At 74.7% G+C, this 14,164-nt stretch carries 15 protein-coding genes; 5 read left to right on the top strand and 10 right to left on the bottom strand.

What is annotated here, in order from left to right; translation table 11 throughout:
- Positions 1 to 240: 240 nt before the first annotated feature.
- The 3 genes from ACWED2_RS18010 to ACWED2_RS18020 form a co-directional block, all read right to left on the bottom strand.
- A complete protein-coding gene (locus tag ACWED2_RS18010; protein ID WP_449691607.1) occupies positions 241 to 1,011 on the bottom strand; it encodes an SDR family oxidoreductase in 771 nt (256 codons plus the stop codon).
- A complete protein-coding gene (locus ACWED2_RS18015; RefSeq protein ID WP_449691608.1) occupies positions 1,008 to 1,760 on the bottom strand; it encodes an SDR family oxidoreductase in 753 nt (250 codons plus the stop codon). The genes ACWED2_RS18010 and ACWED2_RS18015 overlap by 4 nt, the downstream gene beginning before the upstream one ends.
- Positions 1,761 to 1,956: 196 nt before the next feature.
- On the bottom strand, positions 1,957 to 2,778 hold the full coding sequence (locus ACWED2_RS18020; RefSeq protein ID WP_449691609.1) for an alpha/beta hydrolase: 822 nt from the start codon (positions 2,776 to 2,778) through the stop codon (positions 1,957 to 1,959).
- Between the two features lie 55 nt (positions 2,779 to 2,833).
- Between ACWED2_RS18020 and ACWED2_RS18025 the strand changes: the two genes are divergently transcribed.
- The 3 genes from ACWED2_RS18025 (at position 2,834) to ACWED2_RS18035 (ending at position 7,662) form a co-directional block, all read left to right on the top strand.
- Entirely contained in the window at positions 2,834 to 3,442 is a 609-nt protein-coding gene (locus tag ACWED2_RS18025; RefSeq protein WP_449691610.1) for an SGNH/GDSL hydrolase family protein, read from the top strand.
- A gap of 238 nt (positions 3,443 to 3,680) precedes the next feature.
- Positions 3,681 to 4,031 (top strand): hypothetical protein, encoded by a 351-nt coding sequence (locus ACWED2_RS18030; protein ID WP_449691611.1) that lies wholly within the window; start codon positions 3,681 to 3,683, stop codon positions 4,029 to 4,031.
- A gap of 424 nt (positions 4,032 to 4,455) precedes the next feature.
- Positions 4,456 to 7,662, top strand: a complete 3,207-nt coding sequence (locus tag ACWED2_RS18035) for a BTAD domain-containing putative transcriptional regulator (RefSeq protein WP_449691612.1) — start codon at positions 4,456 to 4,458, stop codon at positions 7,660 to 7,662.
- Between the two features lie 63 nt (positions 7,663 to 7,725).
- On the opposite strand, the gene ACWED2_RS18040 is transcribed toward ACWED2_RS18035, so the two are convergent.
- The 3 genes from ACWED2_RS18040 to ACWED2_RS18050 are packed head-to-tail and all read right to left on the bottom strand — an operon-like array spanning position 7,726 to position 9,674.
- Positions 7,726 to 8,457: a metallophosphoesterase family protein gene (locus tag ACWED2_RS18040; protein ID WP_449691613.1), complete on the bottom strand. Its 732-nt coding sequence runs from the start codon at positions 8,455 to 8,457 to the stop codon at positions 7,726 to 7,728.
- Positions 8,454 to 9,263, bottom strand: coding sequence for a nucleotidyltransferase family protein (locus tag ACWED2_RS18045; protein WP_449691614.1), 810 nt, complete (start codon positions 9,261 to 9,263; stop codon positions 8,454 to 8,456). Before ACWED2_RS18045 ends, ACWED2_RS18040 begins: the two co-directional genes overlap by 4 nt.
- A gap of 30 nt (positions 9,264 to 9,293) precedes the next feature.
- On the bottom strand, positions 9,294 to 9,674 hold the full coding sequence (locus tag ACWED2_RS18050) for an STAS domain-containing protein (protein WP_449691615.1): 381 nt from the start codon (positions 9,672 to 9,674) through the stop codon (positions 9,294 to 9,296).
- A 110-nt stretch (positions 9,675 to 9,784) separates the two neighbouring features.
- Here ACWED2_RS18050 and ACWED2_RS18055 point away from each other — a divergent pair, with 110 nt between their 5' ends.
- Positions 9,785 to 10,249: an SRPBCC family protein gene (locus tag ACWED2_RS18055; protein WP_449691616.1), complete on the top strand. Its 465-nt coding sequence runs from the start codon at positions 9,785 to 9,787 to the stop codon at positions 10,247 to 10,249.
- Positions 10,250 to 10,448: 199 nt separating this feature from the next.
- Here the strand turns inward: ACWED2_RS18055 and ACWED2_RS18060 are convergent, their stop codons facing one another.
- Together ACWED2_RS18060 and ACWED2_RS18065 are read right to left on the bottom strand one after the other, a co-directional pair.
- Entirely contained in the window at positions 10,449 to 10,622 is a 174-nt protein-coding gene (locus ACWED2_RS18060) for a hypothetical protein (protein ID WP_449691617.1), read from the bottom strand.
- Between the two features lie 249 nt (positions 10,623 to 10,871).
- Positions 10,872 to 11,165, bottom strand: a complete 294-nt coding sequence (locus ACWED2_RS18065) for a hypothetical protein (protein WP_449691618.1) — start codon at positions 11,163 to 11,165, stop codon at positions 10,872 to 10,874.
- A gap of 381 nt (positions 11,166 to 11,546) precedes the next feature.
- Between ACWED2_RS18065 and ACWED2_RS18070 the strand changes: the two genes are divergently transcribed.
- Positions 11,547 to 12,206, top strand: a complete 660-nt coding sequence (locus ACWED2_RS18070; protein ID WP_449691619.1) for a lytic polysaccharide monooxygenase auxiliary activity family 9 protein — start codon at positions 11,547 to 11,549, stop codon at positions 12,204 to 12,206.
- A gap of 36 nt (positions 12,207 to 12,242) precedes the next feature.
- Here ACWED2_RS18070 and ACWED2_RS18075 read toward each other — a convergent pair whose 3' ends face one another.
- On the bottom strand, positions 12,243 to 13,055 hold the full coding sequence (locus tag ACWED2_RS18075; RefSeq protein WP_449691620.1) for a sugar phosphate isomerase/epimerase family protein: 813 nt from the start codon (positions 13,053 to 13,055) through the stop codon (positions 12,243 to 12,245).
- 302 nt (positions 13,056 to 13,357) lie between these two features.
- On the bottom strand, positions 13,358 to 14,155 hold the full coding sequence (locus tag ACWED2_RS18080) for a hypothetical protein (protein ID WP_449691621.1): 798 nt from the start codon (positions 14,153 to 14,155) through the stop codon (positions 13,358 to 13,360).
- Positions 14,156 to 14,164: the final 9 nt, after the last annotated feature.

The raw sequence follows: 14,164 nt of genomic DNA on the forward strand, positions 1-14,164 counted from the left end.
GTCGGGTTGGTCAAGGCACGCTTTCCCGCCTTGACCAACCCGACCGGCGACTGAAACTCCCACCGGAGGGGCGGGGGAGGTCGGCCCCGCCCTGCCGCGGGTTCACCCTGCCGCGGCAGAGCAGAGGACACTTCTGCCGCGGCTTAGAAGAAAAGAATGTCCTCGCCGGACGGGGCCGCTCCGTGATTTGAGGGGACATCACCGACCACCAACCGAGTTACGCATTACTCGGCTAGCCGGTCACAGCTCTCCGACGGCCTCCTCGACCTTCCGCTGCAGCTTGTTCATCCCGCCGAGCCAGCGGTCGGTCTCGGTGGCGCGCGCCGCGTAGTACCCCGCGACCTCGGGATGCGGCAGCACCAGGAACCGCTTCTCGTCCATCGCCGCGAACAGCGCGTCCGCCACCTGCTCCGGCTCGATCGCCGACGCGCCCATCAGCAGCTGCCCCGCGGTGCCGGTGCTCTCCAGCATCGCGGTGCGCACGCCCTGCGGGCAGATCGCCTGCACGGTGATGCCGCGGTGGCGGTAGGTCGCCGACAGCCATTCCGCGAACGCCAGCGCGCCGTGCTTGGTCACCGAGTACGGCGCCGAGCCGAGGCTGGTCAGCAGCCCCGCCGCGGACACCGTCGCGATGAAGTGGCCCTTGCCGCGCTCGAGCCACGCCGGCAGCAGGAGGTTGGCCGCGCGGACGTGGGACATGACGTTGACTTCCCAGGTGCGCGCCCACACGTCCTCGCCGCTCTCCGCGCCGCCGAAGGGCGCGATGCCCGCGTTCGCGCAGAAGACGTCGATCTCCCCGAGGGCCGAGCGCGCGCTGTCGATCAGCTTCGTGACGCCGTCCAGGCTCGCGACGTCGCCCGCGAACGCCGTCCCGCCGACTTCGGCGGCCACCTCCGCGGCCCGGTCCCCGTCGAGGTCGGCCACGACGACCCGGGCCCCGTCGGCGGCGAAGCGGCGGGCCAGCGCGGCGCCGATGCCCCCGCCGGCCCCGGTGACGACGACGCCGGTCACAGGCCACCGCCGAGGGTCACGCCGCCGTCGAGGACCACCGTCTGCCCGGTGATCCAGCCCGCGTCGTCCGAGAGCAGGAACGCCACCGCGCCCGCGATGTCGGACGGCACGCCGAGCCGCTTCATCGGGTACGCCGCGGCGACCTCCTCCTCGCGGCCCTCGTACAGCGCGGTCGCGAACTTCGTCTTGACCACGGCCGGCGCGACGGCGTTGACGCGGATCTTCGGCCCCAGCTCGGCCCCGAGCTCGACGGTCAGCCGGATCAGCGCGGCTTTGCTGACGCCGTACAGGCCGATGCCCGGCGAAGCGCCGAGGCCGGCGACGGAGGCGACGTTGACGACGGCGCCGCCGTGCTCCCCCATCCACGCGTCGCGGGCGCGCTTGGTCCAGGCCAGCGGCGCGAGCACGTTGACGGCGAGGATTTTCGCCGCGGCCGCCGGGTCGATGTCCAGGGTGGGCCCGTAGGCGGGGTTGATGCCGGTGTTGTTGACCAGGTAGTCGAGCCTGCCGAAGGTCTCGATCGTCTTGGCGACCGTCTCGTCCTGGTGGTCGGTGTCGTCGGACTTGCCCGCCACGAACATCGCGACGTCCGGGCCGCCGAGGGAGCTGACGGCCTCTTCCAGTGCCTCCGGCTTGCGCGCGGTGAGGCAGACCTTGGCGCCGCGCTCGACGAGCGTCTTCGCGATCCCGAGGCCGATGCCCCGGCTGGCCCCGGTGACGATCGCGACGCGATCCTTGAACGAGTTCACGGGTCTCCTTCGGCTGTGGTGCCCGGCACATACCAAGCAGTCGGTCAGGGGCCATTATGCGCGACTCGGCCCGGCTCTCAAGGCGGACACCCGTCACAGTGGCCCGCGCCTCACCGCACGCGCGGCACGAGCTTGCCGGTCGTCGCCCCCGCCGGACACCCGCTCCAGGACCAGGAACGCGGTGGTGGTGACGGGCTCAGCGCGGCACCAGCGACAGCACCGCCGCGATCAGCTCCGGGCCGTCGAGCAGCACCGGGTCGTTGTGGTCGGCGCCCGGGATCTCCACCAGCCGGGCCGACGCCGCGGCCGCCACTTCGCGGCTCTGGGACGGCGGGACGAGCGAATCCCGGCCGCCGGCGACCACCACCGCCGGGACGCGGAGCCGCGCGGCCTGCTCCTTGACCGGGAAGCGGTCGCGCAGCAGCAGCCGCACCGGCAGGTACGGGTAGACCTCCGCGCCCACCGCCGCCAGGTCCACGAACGGCGACCGCAGGAGCAGCCCCGCCGGCGGGTGTTCGAGGGCCAGTTCCGTCACGACGGCGGAGCCGAGGCTTTCGCCGAAGTAGACGAGCCGCCCGGGCGGCACCCGCCGGTCCTCGGTCAGGAAGCGGTGGGCCGCGCGGGCGTCGAGGGCCAGGCCCTCCTCGCCGGGGTCGCCGGGATTGCCGCCGTACCCGCGGTAGTCGAACACCAGCACGGCCAGCCCGGCCCGCACGAGCTTCGCGGCGAGCGGGGCCCGGCCCGCCCGGTTGCCGCCGTTGCCGCCCGCGACCAGCACCGTCGCCGGCGGCTCCCGGCCGGGCGGACGCAGGTACCAGGCGCCCAGCTCCAGCCCGTCGGCGGTGCGGAGGCGGACGTCCTCGGCCACCACTCCGGGCAGCACGCTCGCGGCGGCGGGCACCGGCCCGGGGTCCGGCAGGTAGATCAGCCGGCGCTGGACCGCCCAGACGGCGGTCAGCAGCACCACCACGAGCACCACGGCCACCAGCACCACCCGCACCCACACACTCCTGGTCACCGTGACCTCCGGCCCCACGGGAAACAACGACGGCCCGGCCACGTTGTACCCGGTGATGACCGCACCACTCCGATTCTGCGTCCTCGGTGACTCGCTGGCAGCCGGCGTCGGCAGCAGCCGGGAGGACGACACCCTCGGCCGTCGGCTCGCCCGGCGGCTGCGCGAGGCAGGGCACGTCGTGCGCCTGCGCGGCTTCGGCGTGCCCGGTGCCCGCTCGGCCGACCTCGAACGCCAGGTCGGCGTCGCCCTCGGCGAGGGCGTGGACCTGGCGCTGATCGTGATCGGCGCGAACGACCTCGCCGGGTTCGTCTCCCCCGCCGTCGGGGCGCGGCAGCTGCACGACGCCGTCGCCCGGCTGGTCCGCGCCGGCGCCCGCGTCATCGTGGTGCCGGCGCCCGACCTGGGGATCGTGGCCCGGGTGCCCGGGCCCTACCGGCAGCTGGTGTCGGCGGCCAGCGGCCACTACGCGCAGGCCCAGGCCGAAGCCGCCATCCGGGCCGGTGGCGCGGTGGCCACCGCGGGCCCCGAACTCGCCGCCCGCTTCGCCGCCGACCCCGCGCTGTTCTCCGCCGACCGGTTCCACCCGTCCTCGGCCGGCTACGCCGTGATCGCCGACGGCCTGGCGCCGCACGTGCTGGCCGCGGCCGCGCACCCGGCCGCCTGAGCGGTTTTGCCCGGCTTTAACCGGCGCCCGGCAAGATCGGTCGGGCCAGGCGGTCGGAGCGGGGAACGGGGGATCCGGAGCTCACCGGCCGGGGGGACTTGCCGGTGGAGGGTGCCGGTCGCCTGGCAGCCAGGGAGGGTACCGGGGGAGCGCTTCCCGCGTCGATCGCGACGCGCGCTGCAGGCTGGGGGCCTGCAGCGCCCGCCCCTTCCGTCTCGACACGGGAAAGAGGGCAGACATGAACCGATTCGTGAAGCGGACGGCCGTCGTGGGAGCGGTCGCCGCCAGTGCGCTCGCACTCGCCGCACCGGCCGCACTGGCCGCCGGCACTTCGAGAACGTGCCCGGGCAGTGCTTGCCAGACGATCGAGGTGTGGTTCCCCGGCGGCACCCTCTCGGTCGATGCCGACGTGCACGGCAACGGCGGGGCGGAGTGGGCCGTCCTCAACGGCAACGGCACCGTCTGCCGCGCCGGGTTCGGCGCCGCGGACCCGCCGCGGTCCTGGACCTGCGGCGGCGTGGCGGCCCAGTGGCTGTACGGCACCGTCTCCGGTTCCGCCGGGCCGTCCAACATCGGCCTCCGCTGGTAACACCCGCTGGAAGGAGGACCGCCATGAGGACGCTTCGCTTCTTGGCCCGCAGCCTGCGCACCCGTGAGCTGGGCGCCGCCTGACGCTTCTCCTGATCACCACCGCGGCCGGGGTCCCCGAACCCCGGCCGCGGCTTTCCCGGGAGCGGCGGACGCGACCGAGCCACCGGCAAGCGCAACCGCAGCCCCGGCAAGCGCGACCCGGTCCCCGGCGAACACAACCCACCCACCCGCAAGCCCCACCCAGCCGCCGGCGAACGCAACCCACCCACCCGCCCCGCAAGCGCAACCCAGCCCCGGCGAACACGACCCACCCGCGGTGCTCTCGCCGCCGGTGGTGCAGCCCACCCCACCCGGCTGACCGGTTCCCGCTAACCTCGCGGGCGGGATGACCGGTTCGTCCGGTCAGCGGGGGGTGCGGAAAAGTGCTGAGCTTCGGGGTGCTCGGACCGTTGCAGGTCCAGCGGGACGGTGTGCTCGTCCCGGTCACCGGGCCCAAGGTGCGGGCCCTGCTGGCGGCGTTGCTGATGCGGGCGAACACGACGGTGTCGCTCGAGCGGCTCACCGAGCTGCTGTGGGGCGACGACCCGCCGGAGACCGCGCGCAAGAGCATCCAGGTGCACGCGGTCCGGCTGCGGCGGGCGCTCGGCGACGGCGTCGTCGAAACCCAGCCGACCGGCTACCTGCTGCGCGTACCGCCCGAGCGGCACGACCTGCTGCGGTTCCGCGAGCTCACCGCCGCCGCGCGCGCCGAGCCGCGCCCGGACGCCGAACGCGAGCTGCTCGCCGCGGCGCTCGCCTGCTGGCGCGGCCCGGTGCTCGCCGACGTCCCGGCCGAGGTGCTGAGCCGGGAAGACGTCGAGGGGCCCGCCGAAGAGCGGCTGCGCGCGCAGGAGCGTTACTTCGAAGTCAGCCTCGAACTCGGCCGGCCCGGCGAGATCACCGACGAGCTGGCGCGGGTGACGCGCCAGCACCCGTGGCGGGAGGCGTTGTGGGCGCTGTACCTGGAGGCCCTGCACCGTTCGGGCCGCCGTGCCGACGCCCTCGAGACCTATCGGGAGCTGCACCGGATGTTCACCGGTGAGCTCGGCGTCGGTCCCGGCGAACGGCTGCGGCGCGCCCACCGGGCCGTCCTCGCCGACGAGCCGCCCGAGGAGCCGGCCGCCGTCGCGCAGCCGGAGTTCCGGCCGCGGCAGCTGCCCCCGGACGTCGCCACGCTCGTCGGCCGCGCCCAGCTCATGTCCACTTTGGACGAATTCGTCGGCGCTGCGCCCGGCACGCACCCGCCGATCGCGCTGCTCGTCGGGCCGGCCGGCGTGGGCAAGACGACCGCCGCGGTGCACTGGGCGCACCGGGCCGCCCGGCACTTCCCGGACGGCCAGCTCTTCGCCGACCTCCAGGGCTACTCCGCGGTTCCGGCGCTCGCGCAGCTGGAGGTGCTGACCCGGTTCTCGCACGCGCTCGGCGTGCGGCCCGGCCAGGTGCCGACCGAGCTCGCCGACGCCGCGGCGCTCTACCGCTCGGTGCTCGCCGACCGGCAGGTGCTGATCGTGCTGGACAACGTGGCCGGGCCGAGCCAGGTCCGCGCGCTGCTGCCCGGGAGCCCGGGCTGCGCGGTGCTGATCACCAGCCGCGACCGGCTCTGCGGCCTGGCCGCCACCGTGGACACCCGGCTCGTGGAACTGGGCGAGCTGCCGCCGGAGGATTCCCTCGCCCTGCTCGCCTCGATCGTCGGCGAAGAGCGCGTCGCCGCCGAGGACGCCGCCGCGCGCGAGCTGGTGCGGCTGTGCGCCGGGCTGCCGCTGGCGCTGCGGGTCGTCGCGGCGAACCTCGCGCTGTGGCCGGACCGGTCGCTGCGCGGCTACCTCGCCGAACTGGCCGGGCCCGATCTGGTCGGCCGGCTGGCCGTGCCGGGCGCCGAGCGGCTCGGCGTCCGGCGGGCCTTCGACCTGTCCTTCGACGCCGTTCCCTGGCCGGCGGCCCGGTTCTTCCGCCTGCTCGGGCTGGTGCCCGGCGCGGACATCGGCGTGGCGGGCGCGGCGGCACTGGCCGGGTTGGCCGAAGCCGAGGCCGGGCGGCTGCTGCGCGACCTCGCCGCGAGCCACCTGGTGCAGGCCCGCGGCGACGACCGGTTCGGCCTGCACGACCTGCTTCGCGCCTACGCCGCCGAGCGGGCCCGTGCGGAGTTGTCGCCGGTCGAGCGGGCGACTGCCCTCGATGGGCTGTTCGGGTACTACCTGCGTGCGGCGGCCGGCGCCGCGACCGCGCTCTACCCCGACCTGCAACGGCTGCCCGACGCGCCCGAGGCCGAAGAAGCCGTCGAACCGGCCGAAGCCCGCCGCTGGCTGCTGGCCGAGCACGGCAACGTCCTGGCCGCGATCCGGTGGACCGCCCGGGCGGGCCAGGGGTCGTTCGTCTGGCGGGCCGCCGACCTGCTGCGCGGCTTCTTCCACTCCCACCGGCTCGACGCCGAATGGCAGGCGGCCGCGACCGCCGGGCTGGCCACCGCGCGGCGCGCCGGGAACGAACGGGCCGCCGGGGCGATGCGGCACAGCCTCGGCGCGCTGGCCTGGAGCCGCGGCGACTACGAAACGGCGCTCGTGGAACTCGAAGCCGCCCAGGCGTCCTACCGCGCCGCCGGCGCCCGCGACGGCGGCGATTCGGTCCTGCACGCGCTCGGCGTCGTGCACCTGGACCTCGGCCGGCTCGACCGGGCGATCGAGCACTTCACCGCGGCGCTGGCCGGCACGATGCGCGGCGGCGCGTCGATCCGGGCGGCGAACGGGCTGATCAACCTGGGTGCGGTGCTCATCGAACACGGCAGGCTCGCCGAAGGCGTCGAGCACAACGAAAGCGCGCTCGAGCTCTGCCGCCGGCTCGGCTCACCGCACGCGGCGGCGATCGCGCAGTGCAACCTCGGGTACGGCTACCGCGTGTCGGGCGACCTGGCCAGGGCCCGGGCCGTGCTCTCCGAGGCGCTGGCCGCGTTGCGGGAGCTCGGCTCCCGCGACGACGAAGCGGACGCGCTGGTCCGGCTCGCCGCGGTGCACCGGGTGACCGGCGACCTCGAGGCGGCGTGGCCCGCGGCGCGGCTGGCGGTGACCGTGGCCCGCGAGGCGGGCAACCAGCGGTTCGAGGTGGACGCGCTCGGCGCGCTGGGTGACCTGCACCGCCAGGCGGGCGACCCGGCGGCCGCGCTGGCGGAGTACGCCGAAGCCCACCGGCTGGCGGAGAAGATCGGCTACCTGCGCGGCCGGATCGCCACCTCGATCGGACTGTCTACTGTGGACAGAGTGGCCGCGGCCACGCACGCCGGGACGGCGTTGCGCGACGCCGAAGAGGGCGGCTTCCGCCTGCTGGCCGAGCAGGCCCGGACCAGCCTGGCGTGGGTGTCGTTCAACGCGGGCGTACCCGAGACCGCGGAAAGCCTGGCCGTCCAGGCCATCGCGGGGTTCCGGGCGACCGGGCACCGGCTGGGCCAGGCGTACGCGTTCGTGGTGCTCGGCCGGGCCCGCTCGAGCTTGCTCGGCCCCGACGCGGCCAGGGAGTGCTGGCACACGGCCGAAGAGATCCTGGCCGCGGCCGGCGAAGGCCCGGTGCTCGCGGCGGTGCGGGCGCTGCTGGCGCAGTGACCCGGCCGAATCCTGCCGGGCATCTTCCTCGCATCCGGCGGGACGAAGGTGCCCGGCACGGCGTCAGCGGCGTGTGGCCAGTTCCGCCGGGTGCAGTTCGTAGAGCGCATACGCCTTCCGGATCACCGGCTGCGCCACGTTCCGCACCCGCACCCCGCCCGGGGTCACCCCCTGCTCGCAGCCGAAGTGCGCGTGCCCGTGCAGCGCCAGATCCACCCCCAGCTCGTCGATCGGCTCGCACAGCAGGTACGAGCCCAGGAACGGGTGGATCTCGGGTGGCTCGCCATGCAGCGTCCCGGGGATCGGCGCGTAGTGGGTCAGGGCCACGACGACGTCCGTGTCGAGGTTTTGCAACGCTTTGCGCAGCGAATCCGCCGACGCGATCGTGGTCTCGACGAAGTCCTTCATCTCCCGCTCGCCGAACCGGCTGGCGCACTTGCCGGCGAACCCGCCGCCGAAGCCCTTGACGCCCGCGACGCCCAGGGAGCCGTCCGGCAGGTCGTACCGGACCGCCTCGCCTTCCAGGACGTCGACACCGGTTTCCCGGAGCAGGTTGGAGATCATCTCGCCGGCGTCGCTGTGGTGGTCGTGGTTGCCGAGGACCGCGGCGATCGGCACGCCGAGCCCGGCGAGCTCGTCGGCCACCACGCGGGCCTCCTCGACGGTGCCGTGCCGGGTGAGGTCCCCGGCCAGCAGCAGGACGTCGGCGGTGCCCGCCAGGTGCTCCAGGGCCGGGCGGAGCAGGCCGCGGGAGTCCTCGCCCAGGTGCACGTCCCCGACCGCGGCGATCCTCATCGGCCGATCTCCTCCGCGCTCGCCGGTTCGCGGACGTCGGCGACCCGGATGTCGTTGTGCACCAGCTCGCCGGTCAGGTACTCGCCGACGACGGCGTCGACCTCCTCCCGGCGCGCGGGGCAGGTGACTTCGCCGGTGAGGTGGACGTGCTCGCCACGGACGGTCACGTGCACGCCGAGCTCGGCGGTGCGGGGGTCTTCGGCCAGTGCCCGGCTGAGCCGGGCGACGAGGTACTGCGGTGGTTCGGGCACGAGTGCCTCCTTGGGGTCGATCACGGCCAGGTCGCCGAGCAGGGCCAGGAACGCCCGGGCGTACGGGGACGCCGACACCTGCACGGCGACGTCGGTCCAGTCGACCTGCTCGCGCAGGTCGCGGGCGATCCGCAGCAGCGGCGCGAAGTCGCACCGGTGCGCGCTCAGCACGAGCAGCTTGTCCACCAGCAGGTCGGTGCCGGAGACGACCGGCGCCGCGGTGGACCCGATCCGCATCAGCGCCGCGCGGTCGAGCAGTTCGTCGGTCACCGGCCGGTGGTTGGGGCCGTGGATGAGGTCGACGAGGATGTCGCCGTCGTAGACTTTCGTCAGCCAGTCCTCCGGCGGGTGCACGCGGCGCAGGCCCGCGGCGGTGAGCACCTCCGCGGCCCGGTCCGCGTCGCCGGGCTTGAGGAACAGGTCGACGTCGTGGTCCGACGGCGGCCCGCCGCGGGCGTACACGGCCAGGCCGCCGGCGACGGCGAACCGGATGCCGGTGCCGTCGAGGGCGGTCACCACGCGGGTCAGGCTCTGCAGCAGCGCCTCCGCTTCCATGGCGGAGGACTACCCGCGACCGGGCCGGCCCTAACCACCGTTCGCGGGTCGCTGCCGGAGCCAAGCGCGGGCGCGGTCCACCGTCGGGTGCAGCACGAGCGTGCCGTCCAGGCGGGTGACCTGCAGGGAACGCAGCACCGGGCGCCCGGCGGCGACCACCGCGAACGGCAGGTCCGCGGCCGCCGTCTCCCCGGCGAGCTCGGCGAGGACCTGCAGCCCCGCCGAACCGCAGAAGGTGATCGCGCCCAGGTCCACGATGAGCGCGCCCGGCCCGCCGTCCAGCGCGGCGCGGGCCCGCGTGCGCAGCACCGGCGCGGTGCCGAGATCCAGGTCGCCGGCCGCCGCGACGACGACTGCTTCGGGCACGGTGCGGACCTGCACCGTCAGCGCGGGCGTCCGGTCGCCGGTCACGGGCGCTCCTCTCCGTCACCGCCGACCCTAGAACGGTTGCATCGTTTTGTCATCGATTTGCCGGGTAACCGGGAGCGGACCAGCCCGCCCGCACGAAAGGACCGGCCGCGATGAGCACCGTCACCGAATCCGTCGACGTCGAGACCGACGTCACCACCGCCTACAACCAGTGGACGCAGTTCGAGTCGTTCCCGCACTTCATGGAGGGCGTCGACGAGATCCGGCAGCTCGACGACACCCACACCCACTGGAAGATCAGTGTCGGCGGGCAGACCCGGGAGTTCGACGCGACGATCACCGAGCAGCACCCGGACGAGCGCGTCGCCTGGAAGTCCGATTCCGGCCCGACGCACGCCGGCGTCGTCACGTTCCACCGCCTCGACGACCGGCACACCCGGGTCACCGCCCAGCTCGACATCGACCCGGACGGCTTCGTCGAGAACGTCGCCGACAAGCTCGGCATCCTCGACCGCCGCGTCAAGGGCGACCTCGGCCGGTTCAAGACCTTCATCGAGGAGCGCGGCGGCCGCGAAACCGGCGCCTGGCGCGGAGACGTGGCCCGCCCCGGCAACTGAGCCTGCCCGCGACCGCTCCCGCCGTCACCTGGACGGCGGGAGCGGTCGCGCGAATGCCGGGCAACGACCACCCGACTGCCGCGCGGTGCCGGTCATTTCGACGACTACGACCTGTGCTGCTCGCCAGTGCCCCACTGGTCCGCGCCGCCGCGGGTGCGGCTGCCGCGGCGGGGCGAAGTCCTGGCGTGGTGACCGCGGCTCACGGCCACGGCTCGCCGTCGGCCGGCACGGGCGCTTCGCGGTGCTGGTCGGCGAAATCCGCGGGATCGGCGTCGGCCGGCACCCCGGGGACGTCTTCGGCATCGGCGCCGTCGAACCCGACCGGCACCTGCTGATCGGCCAGGTCGTTCGGCGGGGTGAACTCGTCGGGCATCGGGGCCCTCCCTGCGTTCGCCCCCACCCGGTTCCGGTGCCGGCGCGCGGCACCGGAACCGGCGGAGGAACCAGCGTGTCGAAACCGTTGTCCGTGGTTGCGCGAACTCGACGGCTCCCGGCACGCCGGCGTCGCTGCCGCGGAATGCGCCTGGAGGCGCGGTGGCCGGGACTGCGATGGTCCTACCGGCCGCTGTCGGGGCAGGCAGCGCCCGCCGGCGCCGTGGATGATCCGGCAGCCGTCACGGCATCACTCCCCTTTCCCGGTGTCCGTTCGCTTCGCCGTCCGGAGCCGCGGCGGGGACCTCTCCCGGCGCGGGCACTTCGCGGCGAGCAGGCGGACACCGGGGCGTCGCCGCGGCAAGCCGACGACCGCGGGCGGCCGCGGCCCGGCCCCACGGCGGCGGGCGGCGGGAACCGGTGGTGGCGGGTCGAAGTTCGCGGTCACGATCGCGTCGAACTCCGCCCGGACCCACTCGGGGTCGGCCAGCACCAGCTCGGTGAACCCGTCGGCCGCGGCCGAACGGGCGATCTTGTCCGGCATCGTCGTTCACTCCCCGGATCGTCTCGCGATGTCACCAGGTCATGTCCTGCTCTCCCTTATTCCTATAGCACCGAGCGGAGATCGGTTCAAGTCCTCAGAGGACCCGGTGTCCGCGCGCCCGTGACGATTTTTCCGGATGCACCCGCGCGGAGCAGCCGGCCCGCCTCCTGTTCACCGGGCGTTCCCCCGGCCGGGACCGATCGGGCGGTCCGGGGTTCGCCGCCCTCCGCCGTTCAGTGCTCGTTCAGTCCGGCTCCGTGCCGGGAACACTTGTCCCGCAAAGGTTTCGCGGAGATCGTGGGTGGCCGGTGCGCGGCGGCGCCGCGTATGGTCGGCGCCTTGGGAGCGCTCCCGAATCCGGCCCCGACGAAGGAGGACAGCGTGGTTCCCCGACGCAAAACCCTGCTCTCCCTGGTGGTGACGGCCGTGACCGCCGTGCTGCTGGGCGGCGTGCTCACCGGCGTCGCCGACGCGCACGGGTCCGCCACCGACCCGCCGTCGCGCAACTACGGCTGCTGGAACCGCTGGGGCAGCGACTTCCAGAACCCCACCATGGCGACGAAGGACCCGATGTGCTGGCAGGCCTGGCAGGCCGACCCGAACGCGATGTGGAACTGGAACGGGCTCTACCGCGAAGGCGTCAAGGGCAACCACCAGGGCGCGATTCCCGACGGAACGCTGTGCAGCGGCGGCCGCACGCAGGCGCCCCGGTACAACGCCCTCGACACGGTCGGCGCGTGGCAGACGGCGAACAAGGACAACCGGTTCACCCTGACCATCACTGACCAGGCCCGGCACGGCGCCGACTACCTGCTGGTGTACCTCACCAAGCAGGGCTTCGACCCGGCGACCCGGCCGCTGGGCTGGGGCAACCTCGAACTGGTCGCCCAGACGGGCAAGCTCGCCCCCGCCGGGCAGTACCAGGTCGCGGTGAACGCGGGGTCCCGGACGGGACGGCACGTCGTCTACACCATCTGGCAGGCCAGCCACCTCGACCAGTCGTACTACTTCTGCAGTGACGTGAACTTCTCCGGACGCTGACCGGCCCGGGCCGCGGGGGCACCCCGCGGCCCCGGGTCAGCCGGGTGGCGCGGCGTACCGGCCGAACCAGGCCGAGGCGGCGCGCAGCGGGACGTCGACCGGCGCGAGGCCGGGGTACCAGGCCTTTTCCCACTCCAGCGACACCCAGCCGGACCACGACCGCAGCAGCTCACCGCAGTCGGTGAGCGGGACGGCGCCCTCGCCCGGCGGCACGGGCGTCGGCGTCGCGCGGCTCGCCACGTCCTTGACCTGGAAGTAGCCGAGGTAGGGGCCGAGCACGCGCCGGGTGACGGCGGGTGCTTCGCCGGCCCGCCACGGGTGCACGGCATCCCACAGCACGGCGGCCAGCTCCGGCGCCTCGAACCCGGCGACCAGGCGCAGCGCCGCGGCCCCGGTGGGGTGCGAATCGTGCGTCTCGACGAGCAGCCGCACCCCGGCCCCCCGCAACTCGTCGAGGACGGCGGCGATGCGGGCGCGGGCATCGCCACCTCCACCGCCACCTCCACCGCCATTGCCGCCATCGCCGCCGCCGGGGAAGACGCGGACGTCCCGGGCGCCGATGCGGTGCGCCAGGGCGATCAGGGCTTTGAGCTCATCGACGACGGGCCGGTCAGCCCCGGGAGCGGCGACCTTGGCGTAGCCGGCGAGGCAGGAGATGGCGAGGCCCTCGCCGTCGAGCAGGGCCCGGACGGCATCGGTGGCGGGGCCGGAGAGTCCCAAGTGGACTTCTTCGTCGGGGTGAACGCGCAGTTCGAGGCCGGCGCAGTGGTGGGTTCGCGCGATGCGTGCGGCTTCGCGGACGGGAACGCCGGGCATGCCCAGCGTGCTCACGGCGAACTGCCACGCCATCGGCGACCTCCCACTTGTTGAGGGGAGTGTAAGCGCTTTCAGCGGCTGGCGACGGGTGCGATCACGCTGCGGGCTTGGCCGGCGCGGGTTGGTTGCGGCACGCCGCGCTTCCGGGACCAGCCGCAGCGGGCCAGGGCGCCGCGGGTGGGGCCGCGCGCCAGGCCGCTCAAGACCAGCCGCCACCGCCGCCAGCCGGGGCCGCCCCCGCACCGAACCGCCCCAGCTCGCCGCCGGGTGGGCTGCCGCGGGCATACCGGTACCCGCGCCCGTGATCACCTCGGGCGCAGGTACCGGTACCGCACTCAGTGGGACTTGTTCTGGCCGCGGCCCGCGGGCGCGCGGCCGTTCGCCCCGTCGGCCGCCTTGGCCGCCTGCTGGGCCGGCTTCTCGGCCGGGGCCGGCTTGGCCGCCGCGGAGGCCGGTTTGGCCGCCGCCGGCCGCGAGGCCGGAGCCGAGGCCGAGGTCGGGGTCGGGGCGGCAGCCGGCGTCGGCTTCGCCGCTGCCGCCGGCGTCGGCTTCGCGGCCGTCGTCGCGTCCGCCTCCGCCGACCCCGCCGAGGCGTTCTTCTCCGCCTCGGCCAGCGGGTTCGGCCGGCGGACCTGGACCACCGCCACGATCGCCGCGGCCACCGCGCCCAGTGCCACCAGCCACGGCCAGCGGGCCCGCTTGGTGCGCTCGCCGCGGGCCACGCTCTTGGCCTCCTGGAGCGCCACCGCCAGGTCGCGCTTCGCCGTGGCCACCGCCTTGCGGCGCTTGCGGCCCGACTCGCCCGCCGAGCTCACCACCGTCGCCACCGCCTGGGCCGCCTTGCGGCCCGGGTCGCGCAGCTTCGCCGCGCGGGCCAGGACCTCGTCGCGGGCCGCGCTGCTGTTCGCCAGCACGTCACGGCGGGACGACCGGGTGCTCTTGTCGAGGTCCTTGGTCGCCGCACGGCCGACCTTCGCGAGTTCGTCCTTGCTCTCGGCCAGCTTCCGATCGGTGATTTCGACCGCCCGCGCGGCCGCGGCCGCACCCACCCGCGCGGCCTCCGCGGCGAGATCCCGTACGCCGGCCGCCGCCGTCTTCACCGATCGCCCGACCGGGGCGTCGCCCTGGCTCATGTGATCACC

The sequence above is a fragment of the Amycolatopsis sp. NPDC005003 genome (assembly GCF_053600695.1).